Source organism: Pseudoclavibacter sp. 13-3, from assembly GCF_021168475.1.
In the GTDB taxonomy this organism is placed as follows: domain Bacteria; phylum Actinomycetota; class Actinomycetes; order Actinomycetales; family Microbacteriaceae; genus Pseudoclavibacter_A.
The window spans coordinates 223,442-248,059 of the sequence record NZ_JAJOZT010000003.1; the positions used below are offsets into that span (position 1 = coordinate 223,442).

The 24,618-nt window shown below is 66.5% G+C and carries 21 protein-coding genes and 1 tRNA gene; 5 read left to right on the top strand and 17 right to left on the bottom strand.

The genetic code is table 11. From position 1 onward, the window contains the following. Nucleotides 1-23: 23 nt before the first annotated feature. Nucleotides 24-920, top strand: coding sequence for a LysR family transcriptional regulator (locus LRX77_RS07100; protein ID WP_231832209.1), 897 nt, complete (start codon nt 24-26; stop codon nt 918-920). A gap of 54 nt (nt 921-974) precedes the next feature. On the opposite strand, the gene LRX77_RS07105 is transcribed toward LRX77_RS07100, so the two are convergent. The 16 genes from LRX77_RS07105 to LRX77_RS07180 all read right to left on the bottom strand — a co-directional run bounded on the left by LRX77_RS07105 (nt 975) and on the right by LRX77_RS07180 (nt 19,412). After that, entirely contained in the window at nt 975-2,351 is a 1,377-nt protein-coding gene (locus tag LRX77_RS07105) for an MFS transporter (protein WP_231832210.1), read from the bottom strand. Between the two features lie 205 nt (nt 2,352-2,556). After that, nucleotides 2,557-3,339: an acetolactate decarboxylase gene (gene budA / locus LRX77_RS07110; RefSeq protein WP_231832211.1), complete on the bottom strand. Its 783-nt coding sequence runs from the start codon at nt 3,337-3,339 to the stop codon at nt 2,557-2,559. Beyond that, nucleotides 3,336-5,012, bottom strand: coding sequence for an acetolactate synthase AlsS (alsS, locus tag LRX77_RS07115; protein ID WP_231832212.1), 1,677 nt, complete (start codon nt 5,010-5,012; stop codon nt 3,336-3,338). The genes budA and alsS overlap by 4 nt, the downstream gene beginning before the upstream one ends. A gap of 446 nt (nt 5,013-5,458) precedes the next feature. Beyond that, entirely contained in the window at nt 5,459-6,895 is a 1,437-nt protein-coding gene (gene lpdA / locus LRX77_RS07120; protein WP_231832213.1) for a dihydrolipoyl dehydrogenase, read from the bottom strand. A 10-nt stretch (nt 6,896-6,905) separates the two neighbouring features. After that, the gene (locus tag LRX77_RS07125; RefSeq protein ID WP_231832214.1) at nt 6,906-8,525 is read right to left on the bottom strand and encodes a dihydrolipoamide acetyltransferase family protein; all 1,620 of its coding nucleotides are present in this window, start codon (nt 8,523-8,525) and stop codon (nt 6,906-6,908) included. Between the two features lie 2 nt (nt 8,526-8,527). Next, complete coding sequence (locus LRX77_RS07130; protein WP_231832215.1) at nt 8,528-9,544, bottom strand: alpha-ketoacid dehydrogenase subunit beta; 1,017 nt, start codon at nt 9,542-9,544, stop codon at nt 8,528-8,530. 20 nt (nt 9,545-9,564) lie between these two features. After that, nucleotides 9,565-10,545, bottom strand: coding sequence for a thiamine pyrophosphate-dependent dehydrogenase E1 component subunit alpha (locus tag LRX77_RS07135; protein ID WP_231832216.1), 981 nt, complete (start codon nt 10,543-10,545; stop codon nt 9,565-9,567). A 283-nt stretch (nt 10,546-10,828) separates the two neighbouring features. After that, complete coding sequence (lpdA, locus tag LRX77_RS07140) at nt 10,829-12,259, bottom strand: dihydrolipoyl dehydrogenase (protein ID WP_231832217.1); 1,431 nt, start codon at nt 12,257-12,259, stop codon at nt 10,829-10,831. Between the two features lie 39 nt (nt 12,260-12,298). Continuing rightward, the gene (locus tag LRX77_RS07145) at nt 12,299-13,630 is read right to left on the bottom strand and encodes a dihydrolipoamide acetyltransferase family protein (protein ID WP_231832218.1); all 1,332 of its coding nucleotides are present in this window, start codon (nt 13,628-13,630) and stop codon (nt 12,299-12,301) included. A gap of 77 nt (nt 13,631-13,707) precedes the next feature. Beyond that, entirely contained in the window at nt 13,708-14,691 is a 984-nt protein-coding gene (locus LRX77_RS07150) for an alpha-ketoacid dehydrogenase subunit beta (protein WP_231832219.1), read from the bottom strand. Between the two features lies 1 nt (nt 14,692). Further along, nucleotides 14,693-15,847 carry a thiamine pyrophosphate-dependent dehydrogenase E1 component subunit alpha gene (locus LRX77_RS07155; protein WP_231832220.1) on the bottom strand — a complete coding sequence of 385 codons (1,155 nt, stop codon included), beginning with the start codon at nt 15,845-15,847 and terminating at the stop codon, nt 14,693-14,695. 68 nt (nt 15,848-15,915) lie between these two features. Next, nucleotides 15,916-17,169: an MFS transporter gene (locus LRX77_RS07160; protein ID WP_231832221.1), complete on the bottom strand. Its 1,254-nt coding sequence runs from the start codon at nt 17,167-17,169 to the stop codon at nt 15,916-15,918. A gap of 254 nt (nt 17,170-17,423) precedes the next feature. Continuing rightward, nucleotides 17,424-17,496 (bottom strand) — tRNA-Ala (locus LRX77_RS07165). A gap of 51 nt (nt 17,497-17,547) precedes the next feature. Then, on the bottom strand, nt 17,548-18,594 hold the full coding sequence (locus LRX77_RS07170; protein ID WP_231832222.1) for a CobW family GTP-binding protein: 1,047 nt from the start codon (nt 18,592-18,594) through the stop codon (nt 17,548-17,550). 9 nt (nt 18,595-18,603) lie between these two features. Beyond that, nucleotides 18,604-19,017, bottom strand: coding sequence for a DUF6907 domain-containing protein (locus tag LRX77_RS07175; protein ID WP_231832223.1), 414 nt, complete (start codon nt 19,015-19,017; stop codon nt 18,604-18,606). 101 nt (nt 19,018-19,118) lie between these two features. Next, nucleotides 19,119-19,412: a helix-turn-helix domain-containing protein gene (locus tag LRX77_RS07180; protein WP_231832224.1), complete on the bottom strand. Its 294-nt coding sequence runs from the start codon at nt 19,410-19,412 to the stop codon at nt 19,119-19,121. An 88-nt stretch (nt 19,413-19,500) separates the two neighbouring features. Between LRX77_RS07180 and LRX77_RS07185 the strand changes: the two genes are divergently transcribed. Then, nucleotides 19,501-20,007: a DUF3054 domain-containing protein gene (locus tag LRX77_RS07185; RefSeq protein WP_231832225.1), complete on the top strand. Its 507-nt coding sequence runs from the start codon at nt 19,501-19,503 to the stop codon at nt 20,005-20,007. Here the strand turns inward: LRX77_RS07185 and LRX77_RS07190 are convergent. Then, nucleotides 19,987-20,994: an endonuclease/exonuclease/phosphatase family protein gene (locus tag LRX77_RS07190; RefSeq protein WP_231832226.1), complete on the bottom strand. Its 1,008-nt coding sequence runs from the start codon at nt 20,992-20,994 to the stop codon at nt 19,987-19,989. The two genes, LRX77_RS07185 and LRX77_RS07190, sit on opposite strands and share 21 nt — an antisense overlap. A gap of 166 nt (nt 20,995-21,160) precedes the next feature. Here LRX77_RS07190 and LRX77_RS07195 point away from each other — a divergent pair, with 166 nt between their 5' ends. The 3 genes from LRX77_RS07195 (at nt 21,161) to nrdE (ending at nt 24,610) form a co-directional block, all read left to right on the top strand. Then, a complete protein-coding gene (locus LRX77_RS07195) occupies nt 21,161-21,922 on the top strand; it encodes an HAD-IIB family hydrolase (protein WP_231832227.1) in 762 nt (253 codons plus the stop codon). A 271-nt stretch (nt 21,923-22,193) separates the two neighbouring features. Beyond that, on the top strand, nt 22,194-22,439 hold the full coding sequence (gene nrdH / locus LRX77_RS07200) for a glutaredoxin-like protein NrdH (protein WP_231832228.1): 246 nt from the start codon (nt 22,194-22,196) through the stop codon (nt 22,437-22,439). A 20-nt stretch (nt 22,440-22,459) separates the two neighbouring features. Next, on the top strand, nt 22,460-24,610 hold the full coding sequence (nrdE, locus tag LRX77_RS07205; RefSeq protein WP_269453746.1) for a class 1b ribonucleoside-diphosphate reductase subunit alpha: 2,151 nt from the start codon (nt 22,460-22,462) through the stop codon (nt 24,608-24,610). The last annotated feature ends 8 nt before the right edge of the window (nt 24,611-24,618 follow it).

Sequence of the window (24,618 nt, forward strand, 5' to 3'; positions counted from 1 at the left end):
CGCGGTGGGGCACAATGGAGGGCATGGAGCACAGACTCGACGAGACGCATCTGCAGGGGCTGATGACGTTGCTGGCCGTCGCACGGTCTGGCCGTTTCACGGTCGCTGCGAAGGCTCTCGGCGTGAACCACTCCACGGTGTCGCGCAGAATCGCTCAGCTCGATGAGGCCTTGGGCGGCCGTGTGCTGGTTCGCGGGGCGTCGGGGTGGGAGCTCACCGCGCTCGGCACTCGAGCCATGCAGTCTGCTGAACGCATCGAACGCTCGGTGCATGATCTGGTCTCAGACGAGCGACATGACGCGGTGCGCGGGCTCGTGCGCGTGGGCGCGCCGGATGCGTACGCCGTGTTCATCGCCATGCCGGCGCTGGCCTGGCTGCAGCGGAGGCATCCCGCACTCGACCTCGAGGTCGTCGCGGCGACCCAGCAGGCACGGCAGCGTCGGTCGGGCGTCGACATCGAAGTGGTCGTCGGGCGGCCGCAGGTGAACCGCGCGGTCACGGTCGAGCTGTTCGCGTACCAGCTGCGTCTCTATGCGACTGCGGAGTACCTGCAGCGGGCAGGACGGCCTGAAGAGATCACCGATCTCGCCGGCCATCGCCTCAACTACTACATCGAGTCGGCGCTGCAGGTCGACGATCTCGACGTCGCGCTGCAGCTGCTGCCGCGCATGCGCGAGGCCATCAGCTCGACGAGCGTCTTCGCCCATGTCGCGGCCACACGGGCAGGTGCGGGTATCGGTCTGCTGCCAGACTACGTGGCCAAGCGCTACGACGACCTGACTGTGGTGCTTGAACACGACTTCTCTCACCACGTCTCGTACTGGGCGGCTCTTCGTGAGGAGAACGACCGGAACCCGGCGGTCGGCGCCTGCCTGTCGGCCATGGTCTCGTATGCCCGAAGCCCCGACCTCGTGAAATGAGTCGGGCGGGCTGCCGAGAGATGTGCTCGACAGCCCGCCCCTGACGCATGCGGCTCAGGCCGGATGGGTCGCGCCTGCGCTCTGCGCCAACGGGGCGATGTGCTTCTCGTGATCCAGCCGGTCGATCTCTTCGAGCGTGATGCCTCTCGTCTCGCGCAGCGAGACCGCAGCGATCAGCGTGATCATCGCAGCGCCGACGAGGTAGAGTGCGATCGGCACCCACGAGGCGAACCGACCGAGCAGGGCGGTCGCGATGATGGGGGCGACCGAGCCCGCCACGATCGAGGTCACCTGATACCCGAATGAGACGCCTGCATAGCGCATGCGGGTCGGGAACATCTCAGACATGATCGCGGGCTGACCGGCGTACATCAGGCCGTGGACGAAAAGCCCGAGGATGATCGCCAGGATCACCATCAGCGGCTCAGCCGTGTTGAACATCGGGAAGGCGACGAACGGCCAGACGCCGGTGAGCACGGCCCCGGCGATGTAGACGGGCTTGCGGCCGATCCTGTCTGTGAGCGCTCCGGTGAGGGGCACGACTACGAACTGGAAGACGTGGGCGAAGAACATCAGCCCCAGAATGCTGCTGGTGTCCATCTTGACCCAGACGGAGAGATACGTGATCGAGAACGTCACGACCATGTAGTAGAGGATGTTCTCGGCGAACCGCAGGCCCATCGCGGTGAGCACGCCGCGAGGGTAGCGCCTGAGCACCTCGAAGACGCCGTAGCGCACCTCTTCTTCCTCTTCGATCTTGCGCTGTGTCTCCTGGAAGATGGGAGCGTCAGAGATCTTCGTGCGCACGTAGTAGCCGATCGCCACGATCACGACCGAGAGCCAGAAGCCGATGCGCCAGCCCCAGCTGAGGAACGCCTCGGGAGTGAGAGAAGCCGAGAGTACCAGCAGCACGATGGTCGCGAGCAGGTTGCCGAGCGGCAGTGCGGCCTGCGGCCAGCTTGCCCAGAACCCGCGAGACCTGGCCGGTGCGTGCTCGGCGACCAGAAGCACGGCGCCGCCCCATTCGCCGCCGACTGCGATGCCCTGGATGAACCTCAGCGCCACGAGCAGAGCGGGGGCCCAGTAGCCGACCACGTCGAAGGTCGGCAGGCATCCCATCAGAAATGTCGAGGCGCCCACCATGATGATCGCCACCTGCAGCAGGTGCTTGCGACCGTAGCGGTCGCCGAAGTGGGCGAAGACGATGCCGCCGAGGGGTCGTGCGATGAAGCCGACGGCATACGTGACGAAGGCCGCGATGATCGGCGCGTAGGGATCCTCGCTGGGTGGGAAGAAGACCTTGTTGAAGACCAGGGTCGCGGCCGTCGCGTAGAGAAAGAACTCGTACCATTCGACGATGGTGCCCGCCATGGATGCGAGCACGACCTGGCGCAGGCCCTTCTTCGGGGCGGCCGGAGCTGACACAGACATCTGCTACCTCCTTGTAGTCAGTGATCTGTGAAACATCCTGCAAGAGAAGCCAGAGGGTGTCCACGCAGGTGCACCGGGGATTCCGCACAGGCACTGTGCACAGACGCACACGAGGGCGGCGACCCGCTGAATACGCGGCGAGCCGGGGCATCCATCGTGGTGACGGACGCCCCGGCTCGCGGGAATCGTATACAGACTCAGCTGATCACTTGTGCGATTCGGTGCGGTGCAGCTCTTCGTGCAGGTCTTCGGGAGACAGGTTGGCCTCTTCGAACGCCTCGGTGCGCGGCAGCGACAGACGCAGATCGGTGCCGAGGCAGACCTCGACGGTGCCCTTGGCCATCTGGAAGTCGAGCACGTGACCGCCCTTGGTGCGGTCGTCGTCGATGAAGTGCACGTGGCAGCCGGGCACTGAGATGCCCTGCTCGTAGACCGGCGTGCGGAACCCGCCGACGACGCCGTGCACGTTCTCGAAGCGCAGCGTCGGCTCGTCGTTGGTCGCGTCGACCATGCGCGGGTAGGGCTTGCTCTGCAGCTGCACGGTGCGCGTCTTGACCCAGTCGAACTCGCCGGTGATGCGCAGAGCGTACAGGTAGTTCGGCGACACCGTCAGCGAGTCGACCAGAGCAGAGACGTCGTCTCGGCTCGAGTGGGGCTTGACCTCGGCGCTCAGGCTGGTCACGAAGTTGGTGACCACGGCGAAAGGCGTGCGCGCGTCAAGCGGTGCGCGCTGCACAGAGCCGTCGACGCGCATCTGCCAGCAGTGCCCGTCGAGGATGATCATCTCGCCGTCGAGCCCGTCGAAGGTGCCCAGACCGAAGCTGCCCTGGCCGAGCAGCTCGGCGATGGTCATCTCGCCGTCGTAGATGCCGTCGAGCAGTGCGCTCATCAGCGAGGTCTGAAAGACCTCGTGGCGAACGATGTGGTTCGAGACCCGCTTTGCGGGGCGCGTCGGTGTCGAATCGGCAATGTCGGATGATGTGGTCATGACAGAACTCCCTCTCTGAGATCGCCGGCCAGACCCGCGAGGTTGTCACGGTAGTCGACCGGTACGTCGATGATGGTCGGGCCCGATTCTGCGAGCCCTGCGCGCACCTCGGTGACGAGTTCGTCGAGCGAGGTCGCACGACGGCCGTGTGCGCCGAACGACTCGGCGTATGCGGCCAGATCCGGGTGCCCCAGGGTGATGCCCGAGGTGCGCCCGTACTTCTTCATCTGCTGGAAGGCGACCATGTCATAGGTGCCGTCGTTGAAGATGACATGAGTGAAGTTTGCCCCGCGGCGCACGGCTGTGTCCAGCTCCATGGCCGAGAACAGGAAGCCGCCGTCGCCGGAGACCGAGAGCACCGGTTCGCCGGGGCGAACCATCGTGGTCGCGATCGCCCACGGCAGTGCCACGCCGAGTGTCTGCTGGCCGTTCGAGAACAGCAGCCGGCGCGGACGGTAGGTGCGGAAGTAGCGCGCCATGTAGATGTAGTGCGAGCCGACGTCTGAGATCACCGTGGTGTCGTCGCTGACGAGATCGCGCAGCGTGAGGGTGACGGCGACGGGGTCGAGCCCGAACGAGTCGTCGTGCTGCTCGCTCGGCTGCGCCTTCTCGGCGAGACGTGCGAGCTGGGCGTCGACGACCTCGCGTGATGCGCCGTCGAGCTTGAGCCCCTGCAGCCGCTCGGCGAGGGCGGTCACGGTCGTGGGGATGTCGCCGCGCAGCTCGAGCACCGGCGCATAGCTGGCATCGATGTCGGGTGCGATCTCGTCGAGGTTGATGATGCGACGCGAACTGTCGTGGTTCCACATCTTCGCGTCGTACTCGACCGGGTCGTACCCGATCGCGAGTACGACGTCGGCGTGATCGAGGATGACGTCGCCGGGCTGGTTGCGGAACAGTCCGACACGACCGAGGTAGTGGTCTTCGAGGTCGTGCGAGACGAGTCCAGCAGCCTGGAAGGTCTCGACGACGGGCAGCTCGGTGGCCTTCAGCAGCTGGTGCAGCGCTTCGGCACCGGGCGTGCAGGCTGAACGTACGCCGGCCAGGATGACCGGGAACTTGGCCTCACGCAGCAGCGCGGCTGCAGCATCCAGCGACGCCGCCGAGGCCGGCCCGAGATCGGGCACCGGCTGCACGGGAGGCAGCGGCACCGAGGTGTGCTCGGCCATCACATCGGAGGGCAGCACCAGCGAGGCGGCGCCGCGAGGCATCACCTCGGCCTGGCGGAAGGCGTTGACGATCGCCTCGGGAACGTTGTCTGCGGCGTCGACCTCGCCGGCGAACTTCGAGACGGTCGACAGCAGCCCCACGGCGTCCATCGACTGATGCGTGCGCTTCAGACGGTCGCCGCGCGGCACGGCGCCGCACAGCGCGATCATCGGGTCGCCCTCGGTGGTCGCCGTCACCAGACCGGTCGCCAGGTTGCTGGTGCCGGGGCCCGAGGTGACCAGTGCGACGCCGGGGTGGCCGGTCAGGCGGCCGACGGCGGCGGCCATGAAGGCCGCATTCTGCTCGTGTCGGCAGACGACGACCTCGATGGGGGAATCCTCGAGGGCGTCGAAGACCTGGTCGACCTTCGCGCCGGGAACGCCGAAGACCCATTTCACGCCTGCTGCCTCGAGGGCCTCGACGATGCGGTTCGCGCTGCGCACCGATTCTGCGCTGCTGTTCATTGCTGCTCCTGAACTGTGCGGTCGCCGAGCTGATGCCGACGACCGGGATGTGTGTGATGGAAACCTGTGGGAAAGTGCGGACGAACGGGTCGACCACGTCACGGCGGCTGACGCTCCGCGGGGGGAGCGGCAGACTCGCTGAGACGCTGAGCCGACCGGTTCGAGCACACCCCGCGTCATTGAGGTGGACTCACCGTATACAACATAGATACTAGATCTCTTTGTGGCTGAGCGCGAATCTGTTCAGGCGGAGTTCATCTGTGTGAAGAGGACAGCTGCGCTCGGGCGGCGGTCGGGGCGTGAAGCGGGGCGGTTGTGCGGTCGTGTGACCGGCTGACCGTGCGGCCGATATGCGAAAAGTGTGGTTTACCGTCGGGTAAACCACACTTTTCGCTCTTCAGCCAGGGGCGTGACGCTCCTGGTCCGTGATGCTCATGAGTGTGACGCTACTGATTCAGCGGAATGCCCAGCGCGTCGAGCGTCGCCTCATGCATCGTCTCAGAGAGCGTCGGATGCGCGAAGACCACGTGCTCGAGGTCTTCGGCCGTGCCCTCGAGAGCGCGCAGCACGCTGAACCCGGGCAGCAGCTCGGTCACATTCGGGCCGACCAGATGCGCGCCGAGCAGCTCGCCCGATGTGGCGTCATAGATCACCTTCACAAAGCCCTCGGTGTCGTCGATGCCGATGGCCCGGCCGTTCGCGACGAAGGGCATGTGCCCGACGTTCACCTCATGACCCGCCGCACGCGCCTGCGGCTCGGTCATGCCCAGACTGGCGACCTCTGGATGCGTGTAGGTGGCTCCGGGAATCCAGGCCCGGTCGACCGGTTGCGCTCCGGCGACGCCGGCCAGATGCTCGACCGTCGCGACCCCCTCATGCGCGGCCTTGTGCGCGAGGCACGGCGGTCCCGCGACGTCTCCGATGGCATAGAGACCCGCGACGTTGGTGTGCCCCCATTCGTCGATCGCGATGAAGCGACCGCGATCGGTCAGTTCACAGCCGAGGGCTTCGAGGCCGAGACCCTCGGCGTTGGGCTGCACCCCGGCGGCGACCAGCAGGCGATCGGCACGCACCTCGGTGCGCGAGCCGTCACCCGATACGAGCACGGCGGTGACCGCGTCTGCCGTCGACTCGACCTGCTCGAGATGCGAACCGGTGTGCATCTCGATGCCGCGACGCTCGAACGAGCGACGCACCACGGCCGAGACCTCGGGGTCTTCGACCGGCAGGTTCTGATCGGCCAGCTCGACCATCGTCACCCGGGAGCCGAGATCGCGGTACAGGCTGGCGAACTCGGAGCCGATCGCGCCCGAGCCGACGATGAGCAGGTGCTCCGGCACGTCGGTGGGGATCAGCGCCTCGGAACTCGTCCAGATGCGCTCGCGGTCGGGCACGATGCCCGGCAGCGCGCGCGGTCGAGCACCGGTGGCCACGATCACGTGATCGGCAGTGAACCTCTGGTCGGCGGCGGAAGCCGCCGACAGCTTGGCCGAGGCCGGGGTGACGGACACCTCACCCTTGCCGGTGAGCGCGGCTGTGCCGGTGACGACCCGCACCCCGTTCTTGCGCATGAGCCCCGCGACGCCGTGCGACAGGCGGTCGGCGACACCACGGCTGTAGCGCACCAGCGCCGGCAGGTCGACGCTGAGCTCACCGGTGGTGAACCCGAGCCGACCGGCCTGCGTGATGCTGTGCAGCGTGTCGGCTCCGTGCAGCAGCGCCTTGGTGGGGATGCACCCCCAGTTCAGGCACACGCCGCCGAGCTCGGCCCGCTCGACGAGCACGGTGTCGAGGCCGAGCTGCGCCGAGCGGATCGCCGCGGTGTAGCCGCCGGGCCCGCCGCCGATGATGAGCACATCTGCATGTGCGTTCTGCGTCGTCATCTCAGCCCCCTCACGCCAGCAGCAGTTCGGGCGACTCGATGATCTTCGCCAGCTCGGCGAGGAATCGGGCGGCGAGCGCGCCGTCGATCACCCGGTGATCGCTCGACATCGTCAGCGCCAGGATGCTGCGACCGACGACCTGCCCGTCGGCGTCGAACACCGGTCGACGCTTGGCGGCACCGACGGCGAGGATCGCCGCCTGCGGCGGATTGATGATCGCATCGAACTGCGAGACGCCGAACATGCCGAGGTTCGAGATGGTGAAGCTGCCGCCCTGGAACTCGTCGGGGGTCAGCGTGCCGGCCTTCGCCTTGGTCGCGAGCAGCCGAGTCGCATCGCTGATCTCGGCGAGCGACTTGACGTCGGCCTCGCGCACGATCGGCGTGATCAGCCCGTTGTCGGTAGCCACGGCGATCGCGATGTCGGCGTGCCTGAACTGCAGAACGCTCTGGCCCGCCTCATCGAACTGCACGTTGACCTCGGGCACGGTCACCAGCGCTTTGGCGACGGCCTTGACGATCACGTCGTTGACCGACAAGTGCACGCCGGGCAGCTTCTCGTTGAGCGAGGCGCGCAGCTTCAGCAGCGCGTCGACCTCGACCTCGTGCGTCACCCGATAATGGGGCGCGTTCTGCTTTGACGCCTGCAGACGCTGGGCGATCACCCGTCGCACCGAGGTGAACGGAATCGTCTCGAACGCCGGCTCGGCGATCTGCTCGGGCGCGACGCGCGCAGCTTCGGCCTCGACGGCCACGTGCAGACGGCGCGCGGCGTCTTCGACGTCGGACTTCGTCACACGGCCGGCTCGACCGGTCGCCCTGGCGTCGTGCAGGTTGACGCCCAGCGCTTTCGCCATCCGACGGGCGACCGGCGTCGCGGGCACGGCCGAGTCGTCTTCACTCGACCGCAGCAAGACGCCGCGACCGCGGACGGGCTCGGGCACGGAGCCTCCCGCGGCGAGCACGGCGCGGCGCACGTCTTCGACGCTCACGCGGCCGTAGCGATCGGTGCCGGTCACCTTCGCCAGATCGATGCCCTCGTCGTCGGCCAACCGCCGTGCGTGCGGAGTCGCTGCGACGTCGGCATCGGTGCTGCCCGACAGCGCCGCCGGAATGCGGTACTCCTGTGCGGCCGCCGACTGCGCCGGTGCGCCAGACGGCACGCCGACCGTCGCGGCGAAGGGTGACGCTGCGGGGGATGCTGGAGTCGCCACCGGCGGCACCGGTGCGGTGGCCGTCGGTGCCGGTGCGCTCGCGGCCGCAGGTGCCGGGGCGGAGGCGACTGGAGCATCCGCCGATGCTGTTGCCGCCGGCGCCTCACCGAAGCGCGCCGCGTCTTCGGACAAACGCTGCTCGATGAACGCGTCGATCTCGGCGTCGGGAACACTCGGATCTGCACTTACGCCGATGATGGCGCCGACGGGGCGCACATCACCAGAGTCGGCGACGATGCGACGCAGCGTGCCGTCGAACGGAGCCTCGAGATCGTTGGTGATCTTGGTCGACTCGACGGTGACGATGGGGTCGCCCTGGGCGAAGGAGTCGCCGACCTTGATGTTCCAGGAGTCGATCGCCCCCTCTTCCATGGTCATGCCCCAGTTGGGAATCTCAAGGGCCCTGATGTCTGCCATGGTCACACCTCCAGGAGTTTGCGCACCGACGCCTCGATGCGCTCTGCCGAGGGCACCCAGTGCTTCTCGAGTGCGGGCGAGAACGGTACCGGCGTCAGCGGCGGGGTGAGCAGCTCGACCGGTGCCTTCAGACTGTTGAACGCCTTGATCGACACCAGTGCGGCGACGTCCTGGCCGAAGCCGCAGCGCGCCGACGACTCGTCGACCACGACGACGCGGCCGGTCGACTCGGCCGACTCGACGATCGCGGCCTCGTCGAGCGGCGAGGTCGTGCGAGGGTCGACCACCTCGACCGAGATGCCCTCGGCGGCGAGCTTGTCGGCGACCTCGTTGGCGGTGTTGACCAGCTTCGACAGCGCGATGATGGTCACATCGGTGCCCTCACGGGTGTAGTTCGCGACGCCCAGGGGAATCGTGTACGGCTCGTCGGGCACCTCGCCCTTGATGTCGTAGAGCGCCTTGTGCTCGCAGAACATGACCGGGTCGTCGTCGCGGATCGAGGCCAGCAGCAGCCCCTTCGCGTCGTACGGGTTCGACGGCACCACGACTTTCACTCCGGCGGTCGAGGTGAAGATGTTGTAGGGCGAGTTCGAGTGCTGCGCCGCAGCGCCGACGCCGGCGCCGATGATGCCGCGCACGGTCAGCGGCGTCTTCGCCTTGCCGCCGAACATGTAGCGGAACTTCGCGGCCTGGTTGTAGACCTCGTCGTAGCAGACCCCGAAGAAGTCCATGAACATCAGCTCGGCGACCGGTCGCAGACCGGTGACGGCCGCACCTGCTGCGAGACCGAGGATGGCCGACTCGCTGATCGGGGTGTCGACGACGCGTTCGTCGCCGAATTCCGTCCACAGGCCGCCGGTAACGTTGAACACGCCGCCGAACGCCTCGACGGTCTGGTCGGGGTTCGTGCCGCCCTTGCCGCCTCTGAGGTCTTCACCGACGAGAAAGACGTTCTCGTCTTCGCGCAGGGCATCGGCGAGCGCCTCGCGGATGGCCTCTCTGTAGCTCTTCTTGCTCATTGCCGTTTCTCCCCAGTTCTTCAGTAGCTTGCGTAGACGTCGGTGGTCAGCTCGTCCGGGCTGGGCCACGGCGAGTTGCGGGCGAACTCGACGGCGTCGTCGACCTGCTGCCTGACGTCGGCTTCGATGGCGTCGAGCTCTTTCGCGGTGACCTTGCGGCCGACCTTCTCACGGAAGATGCGCAGCGGGTCGTTGGCCTTCTTGATCTCGGCGAGCTGCTCTTTGGTGCGGTAGAGCCCCGGGTCGCCCTCGAAGTGGCCGTACCAGCGGTAGGCCTTGGCCTCGATCACCGACGGGCCCTCGCCGGCGCGGGCGCGCTCGACGGCCCGGCGTGCGGCCTCGTGCACGGCGAAGAAGTCAGTGCCGTCGACCTTCTCGGCGGGCAGGCCGAAACCGGCCGCACGAGCGGCGATGTCGCCGCTGCCGACCGCGAAGTCGGCGCCGGTCGCCTCGCCGAAGCCGTTGTTCTCGAAGATGAACAGTGCCGGCAGTTTGAGCACGACCGCCATGTTCATGGCCTCGAAGACGGTGCCCTGGTTCGAGCCGCCGTCGCCGCTGAACGCGACGCCGATGTTGCCCTCGCCCTTGTACTTGCCGGTGAACGCCGCGCCCACCGCGAGCGGGGCAGCGCCGCCCACGATCCCGTTGGCGCCCAGCATGCCCACCGAGAGGTCGGCGATGTGCATCGACCCGCCCTTGCCATGGTTCAGGCCGGTCTCTTTGCCGAAGATCTCGGCCATCATGCCGTCGAGGTCGCACCCCTTGGCGATCGAGTGGCCGTGGCCGCGGTGTGTCGAGCCGATGACATCGGTCGGGCGCAGGTTCTCGCACACGCCGACGGCGACGGCCTCCTGGCCGGCATAGAGGTGGATGAAGCCGGGAATCTCACCCGACTGGTTCTCAAGGTGGACCCGCTCTTCGAAGTAGCGGATCTCAGCCATCTTGCGGAATGCGTGCAACAGCTGCTCTTTTGTCAGCTGGGGTGCTTGTCTCTGAGCCATGCTCTTCCCTTCACTCGTGGTCGGTACGGTGATGGATGAGCCTCGGTGTCTCCATCGATACCGGCAACTTCAGGTTGACATCAGACTACGCTGGCGCGCTGACGCGACAGCTCCCCCTGCACGCCATTGCAGGGGGTTGCACCACGGTGGTTGACGGCACAAGAATCCGAGGTGTGCTGAGGCCTCGGCACGGCACCCCAGAGACACGAAAAGTGTGGTCTGCAGAGCTGCAGACCACACTTTTCGCTGCTCAGTCTTCGGGCGCGACTGCGGCATCCGACGATCAGATGTGCGTCGGGTAGCCGATCGCGATGTCGGCGGCCTCGGCGATGGGCTCCGAGAGCGTCGGATGCGGGTGAATCGTCAGCGCGATGTCTTCGACGTTCATCTGCGCGTTCACCGCGAGGCTGAGCTCTGAGATGAGGTCGGAGGCGCCGGGGCCGACGATTTGCGCGCCGACGATCGTGCCCTCGTCTTTCGTCGACACCAGCCGAACGAAACCGTCGGGCTCGCCCAGCGACACGGCACGGGCGTTGCCGGCGAAGGGGAACTTCGCCGTCTCGACCGCGACGCCCTGCTTCTCGGCCTCGTCTCTGGTCACGCCCACCGTCGCGACCTCGGGGTCGCTGAAGCAGACCGCCGGCACGCCGATGTAGTCGTTCGCCGTCGGCTGCCCGGCGATCGCGCCGGCAGCGGTCTTCGCCTGGAAGAACGCCTTGTGCGCCAGGGCGGGGCCTGCCGTGATGTCGCCGATCGCGTAGATGTGCGGCGACGCCGTGCGGCCCTGCGCGTCGGTGACGACGAGACCGTGGTCGTCGATCTCGACGCTGGTGAACTCGAGACCGATGTTGTCGGTGTTGGGGCGGCGCCCGACCGTCACCAGACAGTAGTCGGCCTCGAGGGTCTCTTCGTCGTCTTTCAGCGTGACGAACACCTGCACGCCGTCAGCATCCTCATCGACGTCGCGCGCACGTACGCCGGTGTGGATCTCGACGCCCTTGGCCTCAAGCCGCTTCGTGACGATCGACGAGAGGTCGCTCTCGAAGAGCGGCAGGATGCTGGGCGAGCCCTCCAGGATGATCACCTTGGCCCCCATGTCGGCGTAGGCCCCGGCGAGCTCGGTGCCGATGTAGCCGCCGCCGATCACGATCATGCGCTTGGGCACCTCGGGCAGGTTCAGTGCGCCGGTCGAGTCGATCACCCGGTCGCCCCAGGGAAAACTCGGGATCTCGATCGGGCGCGACCCCGTCGCGATGATCAGATCGTCGAAGGTGAACTGCCGCCCGAGGTCGACGCTCATGAACTGCTGCGGGCCGGCCGGCATCACGCGCAGCACGGTGTCGCTGTCGAGGGTGGCGAAGCCCTGGATGATCTCGACGTCGTGCTTCTTGAGCAGCCCGCGTACGCCGCGGGTCATGCGCTCGACCACGTCGTGCTGCTTCCAGTGCTGCGTCTTGGCGAAGTCGAGCTTCGGCGCCTCGAAGCTCAGCCCGTACTGCTCGGTGTCGTGTGCGGCGCGGATGCGATGGCCGACGCTGATCAGAGCCTTCGAGGGCACGCAGCCCTCGTTCAGGCAGATGCCGCCGACTCGGTCGGTGGCCTCGATCAGCGTCACCTTCTGCCCGAGCTCTGAGGCGCGGATGGCCGCAACATAGCCGCCGGGCCCCGAGCCGATGACGATGGTGCCGCGGTGTTCGACTGTGGAGTCGCTCATGATGTTCCTCTCAATGCTTCGTGTCGTGACGCGGCCGGATCAGGCCTCGACCAGCAGGCGCGCCGGGTCGTGCAGCACCGCGGTCAGCAGGTTCAGCGCCTGCTGCGCCTGGGCCCCATCGATGACGCGGTGGTCGGTCGTGAACGACAGCTGCAGCAGCTGCCCGACCTCGAGCTCGCCCTCGTCGTTGACCACCGGACCGGGCTTTGCGCGCCCGACGCCCAGAATCGAGGTCTCCGGCGCATTGAGGATCGGGGTGAACCAGCCGCCGCCGACGCTGCCGAGGTTGCTGATCGTGATCGAGCCGTCGCCCATGTCGCTGGGGCCGAGCTTGCCCGCCTTCGCCTTCTCGGTGTTCTCGGCGATGCGCTGCGCCACCTCGAAGAGGCTCAGTCGGTCGGCGTCGCGCACCACCGGCACGAACAGACCGCGGTCGGTGTCGGTCGCGATGCCCACGTCGATGCGCTCGCGGTAGACGACCTCACCGGCATCGAGGTCGAGCCGCGTGTTCAGCACAGGGAACTGCTTGAGCACGGCGACCAGCGCCTTGACGATGTAGGCAAGGGGGGTGAGGTGGATGTCGCGTTCGGCGGCGAGGCCCTTGTAAGCCTTGCGGTGCGCGAGCAGAGCAGAGATCTCGACCTCGGCGAAGAAGGTGACCGGCGGAATCTCGTGCGCCCTCGTGACGGCGTTGGCGGTGGCCTTGCGAATGCCTGCGAAGGGCTCGCGACGCTCGCCGCTGCCGTCGTGGGCAGACGTGACGCCGACCTCTTCGGCCGGTGCGGCGGCTGCCTCGGGATGCGGCTCGGCGCTCGACGTGACAGCTGGTGCCGACGCGGCATCCGCGGGCTCGGCGCGATGGCCGAAGACGGCGTCGACGTCGGCGCGCAGCACGTGACCGTGTGCGCCGGTGGGCACGACCGACGTCAGGTCGACGCCGTGTTCGCGGGCGTAGAGACGCACTGACGGCATCGCGAGCACCGGGGTGCCCTCGGGGCGGGTGGGCGCTGCAGCCGGTGCCGGGGATGCCGGGGCGGCGGGTGTCGGTGCAGCAGGCGCGGGTGCGCTCGGCGCCGCGGGGTCGGCGGGAGCGGCGGCATCCGGGGCCGGTGCCTCGTCGGGCTCGTCAGGCGAGCCGTCATCGATGTCGATGATGACTTGGCCGACCTCGACGGTGTCGCCCTCTTTGAACTTCAGACTCTTGACCGTACCGCTGACCGGCGACGGCAGATCGACGACCGACTTGTCGTTCTCGATCTCGACGAGGGTCTGATCGGCCTTGACCTCGTCGCCCTCTTTGACCTGCCAGGCCGAGATGACGCCCTCAGAGAGGCCCTCACCCAGCTCGGGCAGTTTGAACTTGAATGACATCTTGACAGTCCTTTCATTGCTGCGCAGACGCGCTTTGCAATCGACGTTTCTGCGCTGGCCGAGACCAGCGCTGGCGATCAGTAGGTCAGGGTCTCGCGAGCCTTGGCCTCGATGTCGGCGGCGTTCGGAATCCAGTCGAGCTCGGCGGCGGCGAACGGGTAGACCGAGTCGGGAGCCGCGACGCGCAGGATCGGCGCCTCAAGGCTGAGGATGCGCTCTTCGGCGATGGCCGAGACGACCTGTGTGCCGACGCCGGCGATGCGTTGGGCCTCTTGCGCCACGACCACGCGGTGGGTCTTGTCGACCGAGGCGAAGACCGTGTCTGTGTCGATCGGATGCAGCGAGATGAGGTCGATGACCTCGGCCTTGATGCCGTCGGCGGCCAGTGCGTCAGCGGCTTTGACCGCCTGCTGCACCATCGCGCCGTAGGCGACGATCGTCACATCTGTGCCCTCGCGCACGACCTTGGCAGTGTCGAGCGCCACGCGGTACGGCTCTTCGGGCACGTCGCCCTTGACCGAGCGGTACAGCTTGAGGTGCTCCATGAAGAGCACCGGATCGTTGTTCTCGATCGCGGCGATGATCAGGCCCTTGGCGTCATAGGGGTTGCTCGGCGTGACCACGCGCAGACCGGGCGTGCCGGTGAAGACGTGCTCCAGGTTGTCGCTGTGCAGCTCTGCGGTGTGGGTGCCGCCGCCGTAGGGGGTGCGCACGGTGATGGGCTGAGCGACCTTGCCGCCGAAGCGGAAGCGATTGCGCGCCATCTGCGCGTTGATCGAGTCGACGGCCTCGAAGGTGAACCCCATGAACTGAATCTCGGGAACGGGGCGCCAACCGGTCGCGGCCAGCCCGATCGAGAGCCCGAGAATCGCTGACTCTGCGAGCGGGGTGTCGAAGACGCGGTCTTCGCCGTACTTCGCCTGCAGGCCCTGCGTGGTGCGGAACACGCCGCCGTTCTTGCCGACGTCTTCGCCGAAGATGAGCGTGCGGTCGTCTTCGGCGAGCGCCTGATCGAGTCCTTCGGTGATGGCTTTGATGTATGTCAGTTTTTTCGAGCTCATCTCACTCGCCCTCCTTCGCGGTGAATTCTCTGATCTGCTTGGCGACGCCCGGGGTGGGCACTTCGTAGGTGTTGCGCAGGAACTCGGAGACGGTCTGCTTCGGAGCCTTGTCGGCCTCGGCGAGAGCCTCGCGGAACGACTTCTTGTACTGCTCGGTGAGATCGCTCTCTTTCTCCGGGCTCCAGAGGCCGCGGGGAACGAGCAGGTCGCGCAGGCGGTTGAGCGGGTCGCGCTCGATCCACGGCATCTCTTCGTCGTGGGTGCGGTAGCGGCTCGGATCGTCGCCGGCGCTCGAGTGAGCTCCGAAGCGGTAGGTCAGCGTCTCGATCAGCACTGGGCCGTTGCCGGCGACCGCATAGGCACGGGCGGCGCGGGTCACGGCGTTGACCGCGAGGATGTCCATGCCGTCGACCTGCACCGAGGGGATGCCGGCCGCGACCGCCTTCTGGGCGAGCGTGAGCGCGTGGGTCTGCTTCGAACGCGGCACCGAGATCGCCCAGCCGTTGTTCTGGATGATGCCGATCAGCGGCGACTGGAATGCACCGGCGAAGTTCAGCGCTTCGTAGAAGTCGCCCTGCGAAGTGGTGCCGTCGCCGCCGTACGCCAGAGCCACGTTCGGCTCGCCGTTCTTCTGGATGCCGAGTGCTGCTCCCGCTGCCTCGACGTACTGGGCGCCGATGATGATCTGCGGCATCCAGGCGCGGTGCCCGTCGGCCATCGCGTTGCCCTGCACGTGGCCGCGTGACCACAGGTAGCCCTGAGCCGGTGTGATCGCACCGTGCTGAATGAGCTGGGGCAGGTCGCGGTAGGCGGGGAAGAGGAAGTCCATCGGCTCGAAAGCGGTGATGGTGCCCATGTTGCTGGCCTCTTCGCCGAGGGTCGGGGCGTAGAAGCCGAGGCGCCCCTGTCGAGAGAAGACGATCGTCTGCTCATGCAGTGAGCGCTCCCAGACCATCAGCTCGAGAAAGTGCACGAGCTCGTCTTCGGTGTAGGAGTCGAAGGTCAACTGATCGACCACGTTGCTGTTGCGGTCGAGCACGCTCACCGGGTGGTCGTACTCTTCGCCGAGGTTCTCGGCGATCGCCGAGAAGTCGACGATGGGCGTGGCCTCGTCGGCGGCTGGTGTGGCCTCAGGGCCATGAGTTGTGGTCATCATGCCTGTGGTTCCTTTCCATTTCTCATTACTGGGGTGCTCGATCGGAGTGCGAGCACGGAGAGGGGCGGTCATTCGACTGGTCCGGGTTTGCGGACCATGAAGAGGATCACGGCGCTGATCGCGAGGAACGCGCTGCCGATGAGCAGAGACGTGCCGAAGGTGATGATCTTCTGCGCCATCAGAATGTTGAAGATCAGGGTGATGAGCGCGCCACTGGCGAATCCCTGATAGATCACCGAGTAGTTCTTCGCCTGGCTGTTCTTGCCGAAGAAGTCGCCGACGATGGTCGGGTAGATCGTGATGCAGCCGCCGAACGAGGCGCCGAAGAGCAGGAACCCGACGATGTACAGCGCCGGCTGCGGCAGCCAGGTCAGACCGAGGACGAACGCGAAGACGGCGAGCACAGAGAGAGCCACGGCCACGATCAGGGTGCGCCGCACCCGGTCAGAGAGCCAGCCGAAGAAGAAGCGGCCGATCGTGTTGACCAAGCCGACCAGCGACACCAGCGTGATGGCCGTGCCGATCAGGTACTTCGAAGGGTCGTCGGCCGTGATCGCGCCGTCGCCCGCGTGCCCGATGATGAACAGGCCGGCGAAGCAGAACGCGGTGATGCCGAAGTAGAGCAGGTAGGCCTGCGGGCGGCGCAGCATCTGCGCAATGGTGTACTCGTGGCTCGCGTGCGAGTGGTCTTTGGGAATCTCCGGAGCGTCTGCGAGCAGCAGGCCGCCGCCGCCGATGAGCACGATCACTGTGACCGCCCAGAGGATGAAGCACGTGGTGAGACCGGCATAGCCGCTGTCGGCGTTGCCCAGCACGGGTGTGACGATGAAGGGCAGGATCACGGCGGGCACGCCGTAGGAGCCGACGGAGACGCCGGAGATCGCACCGGCTTTGTCGGGGTACCAGCGCAGCACGTTGGTCAGGCTGAGCAGATAGCCGATGCCGTCGGCGGCGCCGACGATCACGCCTGCGAAGAGGTAGAGCATCCACAGGCTGGTGGTGAAAGCCGAGACGAGCAGGCCGGCGCCGAGCACGATGCCGCAGGCGACCAGCACTCGGCGCACGCCGAAACGGTGCTGCAGCCAGCCGATCAGCAGTGTCGACACCGACAGGCTGATCATCATGATCGAGAACGTGATCGCGATGGGGAAGGTCTGCGTGTGATCGCCCGAGATGCGCTGGGCGAGAGCGGGGTTCAGCACGCTCCATGCGTAGACCGTGCCCAGGCCCAGCTGGGCAAGGACGGTGCCGAGCAACACGCGACCTCTCGAACTGCCAGCACTGTAGGCGGTGGAGGTCTGGGACTTGAGCGTCTGACTCATCGTCACTCCTTCGCAGTCGAACCGGCTCAGGTCTTGTGGACGATCACCGGGTCTGCTTCCACTCTACGGCTCTTTCTCCGACAGATGACGGGGAGTCTGCCATGCGTTCAGATGTTGTTCATTCCTGACAGGAAACGGTCGCGGAAGATGTGCGCAGAGGGGCTGGTGCGACAGGTGGGAAAGGCGGCAGCAGGGAGCGCGGGGGAAGGAAATGGCCGCCGGCCCTGGGAAATCCAGGAACCGGCGACCGGCTGTGGAGCTATGGGGAATTGAACCCCAGACCTCTTCATTGCGAACGAAGCGCTCTACCAACTGAGCTATAGCCCCGTGGCCCTGACGGGCACCAGAATATGCTACCACTTCTCATGCCTCGTCGCATCAGTCGAGATAGCGGTTGACCGTGATCATGGCGGCGCGGTCGCCCGGGGTAGCGTCGTCGGCCTCGCAGGCCGAGAGCCGGGCGGTGACGTCGGCCGCATCGATGCCGATGCCGATGAGCACGAGCTGCGTCTCGTCGACGAGCGGGTGATGGGGCATCTGGCGCTGACGGGCGAACCGAACGTGCGCGCCGACGCTCTGCACTTCGAGGGGATGCCGTGCGGCTCCCGGCCCTCGGGTGACGGCGAACCGAACGTGCCCCTTCAAGCGGTACAGCCCGGCCGGCCGGTGGTAGAGGAATTCGAGAAAGAGACGCGGACTGAACGGGCGTTCGGCGCGGAACGAGACGCTGGAGTACTGGTCGTGCAGGTGCGGGTGGTACCGGTCGGCGGCGGAGGGGTTCAGCGACTCGAACGGCAGCGGCACCTGGCCGTATCTCGGCGGCTCGTGCTCCGCCCGGTCGAAGAGCAGCCGCGGGTCGATCGCTCCGAACGCGGTCGGCAGCACGGGCGCACCGCGTGACGAGTCTTCGAGGGTGCGGATCAGCTGGTCGCGGTCTGCGGGTGACACCAGGTCGGCCTTGTTCAGCACGATCAGATCGGCGATGCGGCCGTCTTGGGCGATCTTCGGGTGGATGCGCAGCGTCTCGAGGTACTCGCCGGCGTCGACCATGAGCACGACGCCGGCGAACCTGACGCCACGGGTGCTGCTGCGGCCGACGCGCAGCGCCAGATTGGCCGGGTCGGCCAGACCGCTCGCCTCGATGACGACGGCGTCGATCTCGAGACTCGGATCGAGCAGTCGCTGCAGCATGTCGTCGATCTGTCCGGCGTCGGTGACGCAGCACAGACATCCGCCGCCGAGCGTCACCATCGTGTCGACGCCGGCGTCGACCAGCCAGCTGTCGACGGGGATGTCGCCGAAGTCGTTGATGATCACTCCGACGCGCACGCCGAGCGCATTGTGCAGCAGTCCGTTCAGAAAGGTCGTCTTGCCGCTGCCGAGAAAACCGGCGAGCACGAAGACGGGAACCTGACGGGCGGGCATGGCAGCATCCTACGGCGATCGCAGCACGCCGAGAAACAGCGCCAGGGCCTCGACCATGCGCTGCGCGCTCTCTGGCGTCAGATCGATGCCGATGCCGTCATCGCTGCTGCAGGTCACGTAGGGGGCGGCGCCGCACTGGATCAGCCCGACCCAGCACTCGTGGCCGCGCGGGGTCGAGAGGACCTGTCCGTTGGTCAGCAGCGTCTCGCGCACGACCAGCGGCACGGGAACCATCGCGCTCATGTGCAGCATCTCGACCTCGAGGTCGTGCTGATGGCTCTCGCCCAGCACGCACCACGACGGGCATTCGAGGCGCAGGTCGCGGGCATGCCTGTCATGCTCCGGGCGAGGTGTCGACGTGGCCGAGGCGTCGGTCGAAGAGGAGTCGTTCGAAGTGGGCTCTGGAGTGTCGTGTTCGTTCATGCGGCCAGTACAGCGTCAGGCGCTGACAGTTCGGCATGTGCACGGCCTCGGCGGGCGAAGTGTGCACGGTCAGCGTCCAGCCGGCCGCCTGTGCAGAGCGCTCAATCCAGGCGGATGTCGGGGTACTGGTCGGGGATGATCTCTTCGATGCGAACCTGCAGCGCGTTCGCCAGGCAGATCAGGTTGATGAGCGTGAGATTGGCAGGTCGGCCGTCTTGGCCGCGCCCCTGCTCGTAGCGCACATAGGTGTAGGGGGCCAAGCCTGCCTGGGCGGCGACGTATTCCTGGCTGAAGCCGCGTTCACGACGCACCTGCGCGAGCAGCACCCCGAAATCGGCCATGAAACGCTGCCAGTCCTGCTGCGCGTGAGCGGTCAGGCGGGCTGGGCGGGGCATCCAAATAGGATGCAGCGCACCTCGGCGACCCGTACCCTTGTGCACAAGGGGGAATGCGCAGAACGTCGCCGAGGCCTACGCTGTCTGTGTGAGCACCAATACCTCTGCACCAGATGTGACCGCCGAGACCGAGACCGCCGTCGAGGGCGAGACCCCGACGGCCGTCGCCGAACTCGAGACGCCGCAGCAGCGAGCCGCCCGGATGGCCCGTGTCGGCACGGGCCCCGCATGGGTGATCGCGGCGATCGTGCTCGACGCCGTGTCGATTCTGATCTTCGCCTTCATCGGCGGACGCGCACATGCGACCGACCCCGGCTTTCTGCACGTGCTCGAGGTGGCCTGCCCGTTCCTGCTGGGCGCCGTCGTGGGATGGGTCTGGACGCGCGCCTGGCGACGCCCGCTCGACCTCTCGCACACTGCTGCGCAGATCTGGCTGTTCACCCTGGTGGGCGGCGCGCTGCTGCGCGCACTCACCCTGCACGGCGTCGCCTTCGGCTTCGTGATCGTCACCGGCACGGTGCTCGCGGTCTTCATGTTCGGCTGGCGTGCGATTCTGCGGTCGCTCGCCCGCCGCTCAGCCGGCTGGCGTCGCTGACCTGCTGAGGTCGACGACGATCGGCCGATGGTCGCTCGCCGAGACCCGCTGGCCGGCGATCGGCCAGAGCCCGCTGACCTGCCATTGAGCGGTCGTGTACGCGCGGTCGATCGGCGCGCCGAGCCATGCCGGCAGCGCACTCGGCCACGTGCCTCCGGTGGTCGATCCCTGCGTGGTCGAGTCCGGCGCTCGACATGAGCCCAGCGTCGACCCGATGTTGGCGTCGGTGCCGTTGAAGTCGCCGACGACGATTGCCTCGCCGCTGTCGCACCACGATCCGAGCCAGCGCAGGTGCGCCCGCCACGTCTGGGCCTGTTCGGCGGCCAAGCCCGGCTGTTGGGCGTGGGCCACCACGATGGTGGGGCCCTGGCCGTTGACCGGCTTGGTCGCGACTCCGGGACGCACCGACTGCGATGTGTCGTCGACGACGCGATACCGCCCGAGCGCCGAGCTGATCAGCACCGACGACGGCCAGGAGCTGTCGCTGCCCTGTGCGGGCACCACCCGCATGTCGAGGCCGCTCGCCGCGAGCTGGTCGGCGAGGGCATGCGCCTCGCTCGGCGTGGTCTCGGGAAGCGCGATGATCTGCGGCGAGACCTGTCGGGCGAGCGTTGCGACGTCGTCGATCGAATCGGCCGAGCCGCCCACGTTCCAGCTGAGCACGCGCAGACCGTCGGCGGATGCCTCGGGCAGGTCGGCGGCGTCGAAGGCGCGCGGCGGCGTGGTCAGGCGCGGTGACAGCCACGGCACCGAGGCGAGGGCGACGACGACCACGCAGGTCAGCGTCAGCATCCGCACTCGGCGGCGCAGCAACGAGGTGACCAGCAGCAGCAGGCCCATCACGGCGAGGGCGGCGAGCCAGGGGGCCGGCATCGCGAAGAACTGCGCGAAGCCGATCTGCTGACCGAGATGCACGGGCAGCCAGGCGAGGACTCCGAGCAGCGCCAGACAGACGAGCGCCCAGAGCACCGTCACGAGACGACGCATGTGCGGCCTTTCCTCTCATCGCACGGCCGGGCTGCTGAGAGAACAGTACAGTTGTGAGCGTGCCGCGCGCTCAACCCATGTTAGTGATGCGCACCATGCTCGGGTGGTCGAGTGCCACCCCCGCGCCTGTGAATCCGCTGAACACCCTCTGACAGGAGAACCACCCGTGCCCGAACTGCCCAGACTGGTCGCCTTCGACCTCGACGACACCCTCGCGCCCTCGAAGTCGCGCGTGCCGGAATCGATGGCACAGGTGCTGCGCCGCCTGCTCGACCGCACGCAGGTGTGCGTGATCTCGGGAGGCAACATCGGGCAGTTCCAGACTCAGGTCATCGATGCACTCGAAGCTGCCGGCGGTACCACCGACGAACTCGACCGGCTGCACCTGATGCCGACCTGCGGCACGCGCTACCACCGCCATGCCGACGGAGTCTGGCGTGAGGTGTATGCACAGGATCTCAGCGGTGAGGAGAAGTCGGCCGCAGAGCGTGCGCTGACCGAGCAGGCGAAGCGGCTCGGGCTGTGGGAGGCGAAGACCTGGGGGCCGATCATCGAAGACCGCGGGTCGCAGATCACCTTCTCGGCGCTGGGGCAGCAGGCGCCGGTCGAGGCCAAGCAGGCGTGGGATCCGACCGGCGAGCGCAAAGACCGCCTTCGTCGTGCGGTGCAGGCCGAGCTGCCCGACCTCGAGGTGCGGGCGGGCGGCACCACGTCGATCGACATCACGCGGCGCGGCATCGACAAGGCGTATGGCATTCGTCAGCTGGCCGAGCAGACCGGCATCGGTCTCGACGAGATGCTCTTCTTCGGCGACAAGCTGCATGAAGACGGCAACGACTACCCCGTTCGGGCCTTGGGCGTGGAGTCTGTCGAAGTCGCCGGCTGGCCCGACACCGAGCAGCGTCTGCGACACCTGTTGGGGCTGTAGAAAATCATTCTCGTGGCGTGTCGCGCCCGCCCGGCGCACGCGATCCGCGTCATTCCGCGGCAGAACGCCATTGCGGTAATTACACCGATGTCACACATCATCTAGTGGTGGCTTGTGCTGCCCGCCACTAGATGTAGTATCGACTCATACCTGCTGCGGCAGGCGCTCCAAGAGTAGGATCACCGAGAGCGCGACTGCCCAGAACACTGAGAAGACACCGATCCGAGCCGCCGCAGAGGGCGAGTGCGGGTCAGAAGAATGGAGACGAAAGATGTCAGTCACGGTCTACAGCAAGCCAGCCTGCGTGCAGTGCAACGCGACCTACCGCGCCCTCGACAAGCGCGGCATCGACTACACCGTCGTCGACATCACCGAAGACGCCGCTGCCCTCGCTCAGGTCAAGGAGCTCGGCTACATGCAGGCACCGGTCGTCGTGACCGATGCCGGCCACTGGTCGGGCTTCCGCCCTGACAAGATCGACGCGCTCGCAGCATCCGCCGTCGCAAGCCTGGCCTGAGACCGAGGCTGAGAACCATCTTGGACACGACGCACCCCGGCTCCGGAAACGGCGCGAACAGCCAGCTCGACTACCACGCGCTCAACGCGATGCTGAACCTGTATGACGAGCAGGGACACATCCAGTTCGACAAAGATCACGAGGCCGCACGGCAGTACTTTCTGCAGCACGTGAATCAGAACACGGTCTTCTTCCACGATCTGGAAGAGAAGATCGAGTACCTCATCGAGAACGAGTACTACGAGAAAGAGTTCCTCGACCTCTACCCGTGGCAGTTCGTCAAAGACCTGTTCAAGCGGGCCTACGGCTACAAGTTCCGCTTCCCGACCTTCTTGGGGGCGTTCAAGTACTACACGAGCTACACGCTCAAGACCTTCGACGGCAAGCGCTACCTCGAGCGCGTCGAAGACCGCGTCACGATCGTGAGCCTCTACCTGGCCGCCGGCGACCAGGAGCTCGCGACGCATCTGGTCGACGAGATCATCTCAGGTCGGTTCCAGCCGGCGACACCGACGTTCCTCAACGCGGGCAAGAAGCAGCGCGGCGAACTCGTCAGCTGCTTCCTGCTGCGCATCGAAGACAACATGGAGTCGATCGGCCGTTCGATCAACTCGGCGCTGCAGCTCTCGAAGCGCGGCGGCGGCGTGGCCTTCCTGCTGTCGAACATCCGCGAGTCGGGTGCGCCGATCAAGCACATCGAGAACCAGTCGTCAGGCGTCATTCCGATCATGAAGCTGCTCGAAGACTCGTTCAGCTACGCGAACCAGCTCGGTGCGCGGCAGGGCGCCGGCGCGGTGTACATCAATGCGCACCACCCCGACATCTATCGGTTCCTCGACACCAAGCGCGAGAACGCCGACGAGAAGATCCGCATCAAGACCCTCTCGCTCGGCGTGGTCATTCCTGACATCACCTTCGAGCTTGCCAAGCGCAACGAAGACATGTATCTCTTCAGCCCCTACGACGTCGAGCGCGTCACGGGCAAGGCGTTCGCCGACCTGTCGGTCAGCGAGCACTATTACGAGTGGGTCGACGACTCTCGCATCCGCAAGACGAAGATCAGCGCTCGCGAGTTCTTCCAGACGCTCGCCGAGATCCAGTTCGAGTCGGGCTACCCGTACATCCTCTTCGAAGACACGGCGAACCGGGCGAACCCGATCAAGGGTCGCATCAACATGTCGAACCTCTGCAGCGAGATTCTGCAGGTCAACGAGCCCAGCCAGTACGACGAAGATCTGTCATATGCCCAGATCGGCAAAGACATCTCGTGCAATCTGGGGTCGCTGAACATCGCGAAGACGATGGACTCCGAAGACTTCGGAACCACCGTCGAGACCGCGATCCGCGGTCTCACCGCGGTCAGCGATCACAGTCACATCCACTCGGTGCCGTCGATCGAGGCGGGCAACGACCGCAGTCACGCGATCGGCCTCGGGCAGATGAACCTGCACGGCTACCTGGCTCGTGAGCGCGTCTTCTACGGCAGCGAAGAGGGCGTCGACTTCACGAACATCTACTTCTACACGGTGCTCTATCACGCACTGCGCACCTCGAACCTGATCGCCATCGAGCGCGGCGAGCGCTTCGACGGTTTCGACGAGTCGGGGTACGCCAGCGGAGCGTTCTTCGACAAGTACGTCGAGCAGGAGTGGACGCCCCAGACGCAGCGCGGCCGTGAGCTGTTCGAACAGGCCGGCGTGCGCATCCCCACACAGGACGACTGGCGCGAGCTCAAGGCGAGCGTGCAGGAGCACGGCATCTACAACCAGAACCTGCAGGCGGTGCCGCCGACCGGCTCGATCAGCTACATCAACAACTCGACCTCGTCGATTCACCCGATCGCCTCGAAGATCGAGATTCGCAAAGAGGGCAAGATCGGCCGCGTCTACTACCCGGCGCCGTTCATGACGAACGACAACCTGGAGTACTACCAGGACGCCTACGAGGTCGGCTACGAGAAGATCATCGACACCTACGCCGCGGCGACGCAGCACGTCGACCAAGGGCTGTCGCTCACGCTGTTCTTCAAAGACACCGCGACCACCCGTGATCTGAACAAGGCCCAGATCTACGCCTGGCGCAAGGGCATCAAGACGCTCTATTACATCCGCCTGCGCCAGATGGCGCTGGAGGGCACCGAGGTCGAGGGCTGCGTCAGCTGCATGCTGTGATGCAGGCC

Bases quoted from the DNA above. Each gene is read 5' to 3' on its own strand.
- alsS (WP_231832212.1), bottom strand. From the start codon at position 5,012: ATGAACAGCAGCGCAGAATCGGTGCGCAGCGCGAACCGCATCGTCGAG.
- nrdH (WP_231832228.1), top strand. From the start codon at position 22,194: ATGTCAGTCACGGTCTACAGCAAGCCAGCCTGCGTGCAGTGCAACGCG.
- LRX77_RS07170 (WP_231832222.1), bottom strand. From the start codon at position 18,594: ATGCCCGCCCGTCAGGTTCCCGTCTTCGTGCTCGCCGGTTTTCTCGGC.
- budA (WP_231832211.1), bottom strand. From the start codon at position 3,339: ATGACCACATCATCCGACATTGCCGATTCGACACCGACGCGCCCCGCA.
- LRX77_RS07100 (WP_231832209.1), top strand. From the start codon at position 24: ATGGAGCACAGACTCGACGAGACGCATCTGCAGGGGCTGATGACGTTG.
- LRX77_RS07130 (WP_231832215.1), bottom strand. From the start codon at position 9,544: ATGAGCAAGAAGAGCTACAGAGAGGCCATCCGCGAGGCGCTCGCCGAT.
- LRX77_RS07160 (WP_231832221.1), bottom strand. From the start codon at position 17,169: ATGAGTCAGACGCTCAAGTCCCAGACCTCCACCGCCTACAGTGCTGGC.
- LRX77_RS07105 (WP_231832210.1), bottom strand. From the start codon at position 2,351: ATGTCTGTGTCAGCTCCGGCCGCCCCGAAGAAGGGCCTGCGCCAGGTC.
- LRX77_RS07175 (WP_231832223.1), bottom strand. From the start codon at position 19,017: ATGAACGAACACGACACTCCAGAGCCCACTTCGAACGACTCCTCTTCG.
- LRX77_RS07180 (WP_231832224.1), bottom strand. From the start codon at position 19,412: ATGCCCCGCCCAGCCCGCCTGACCGCTCACGCGCAGCAGGACTGGCAG.
- LRX77_RS07150 (WP_231832219.1), bottom strand. From the start codon at position 14,691: ATGAGCTCGAAAAAACTGACATACATCAAAGCCATCACCGAAGGACTC.
- lpdA (WP_231832217.1), bottom strand. From the start codon at position 12,259: ATGAGCGACTCCACAGTCGAACACCGCGGCACCATCGTCATCGGCTCG.
- LRX77_RS07145 (WP_231832218.1), bottom strand. From the start codon at position 13,630: ATGTCATTCAAGTTCAAACTGCCCGAGCTGGGTGAGGGCCTCTCTGAG.
- lpdA (WP_231832213.1), bottom strand. From the start codon at position 6,895: ATGACGACGCAGAACGCACATGCAGATGTGCTCATCATCGGCGGCGGG.
- LRX77_RS07155 (WP_231832220.1), bottom strand. From the start codon at position 15,847: ATGATGACCACAACTCATGGCCCTGAGGCCACACCAGCCGCCGACGAG.
- LRX77_RS07125 (WP_231832214.1), bottom strand. From the start codon at position 8,525: ATGGCAGACATCAGGGCCCTTGAGATTCCCAACTGGGGCATGACCATG.
- LRX77_RS07135 (WP_231832216.1), bottom strand. From the start codon at position 10,545: ATGGCTCAGAGACAAGCACCCCAGCTGACAAAAGAGCAGCTGTTGCAC.
- LRX77_RS07190 (WP_231832226.1), bottom strand. From the start codon at position 20,994: ATGCGTCGTCTCGTGACGGTGCTCTGGGCGCTCGTCTGTCTGGCGCTG.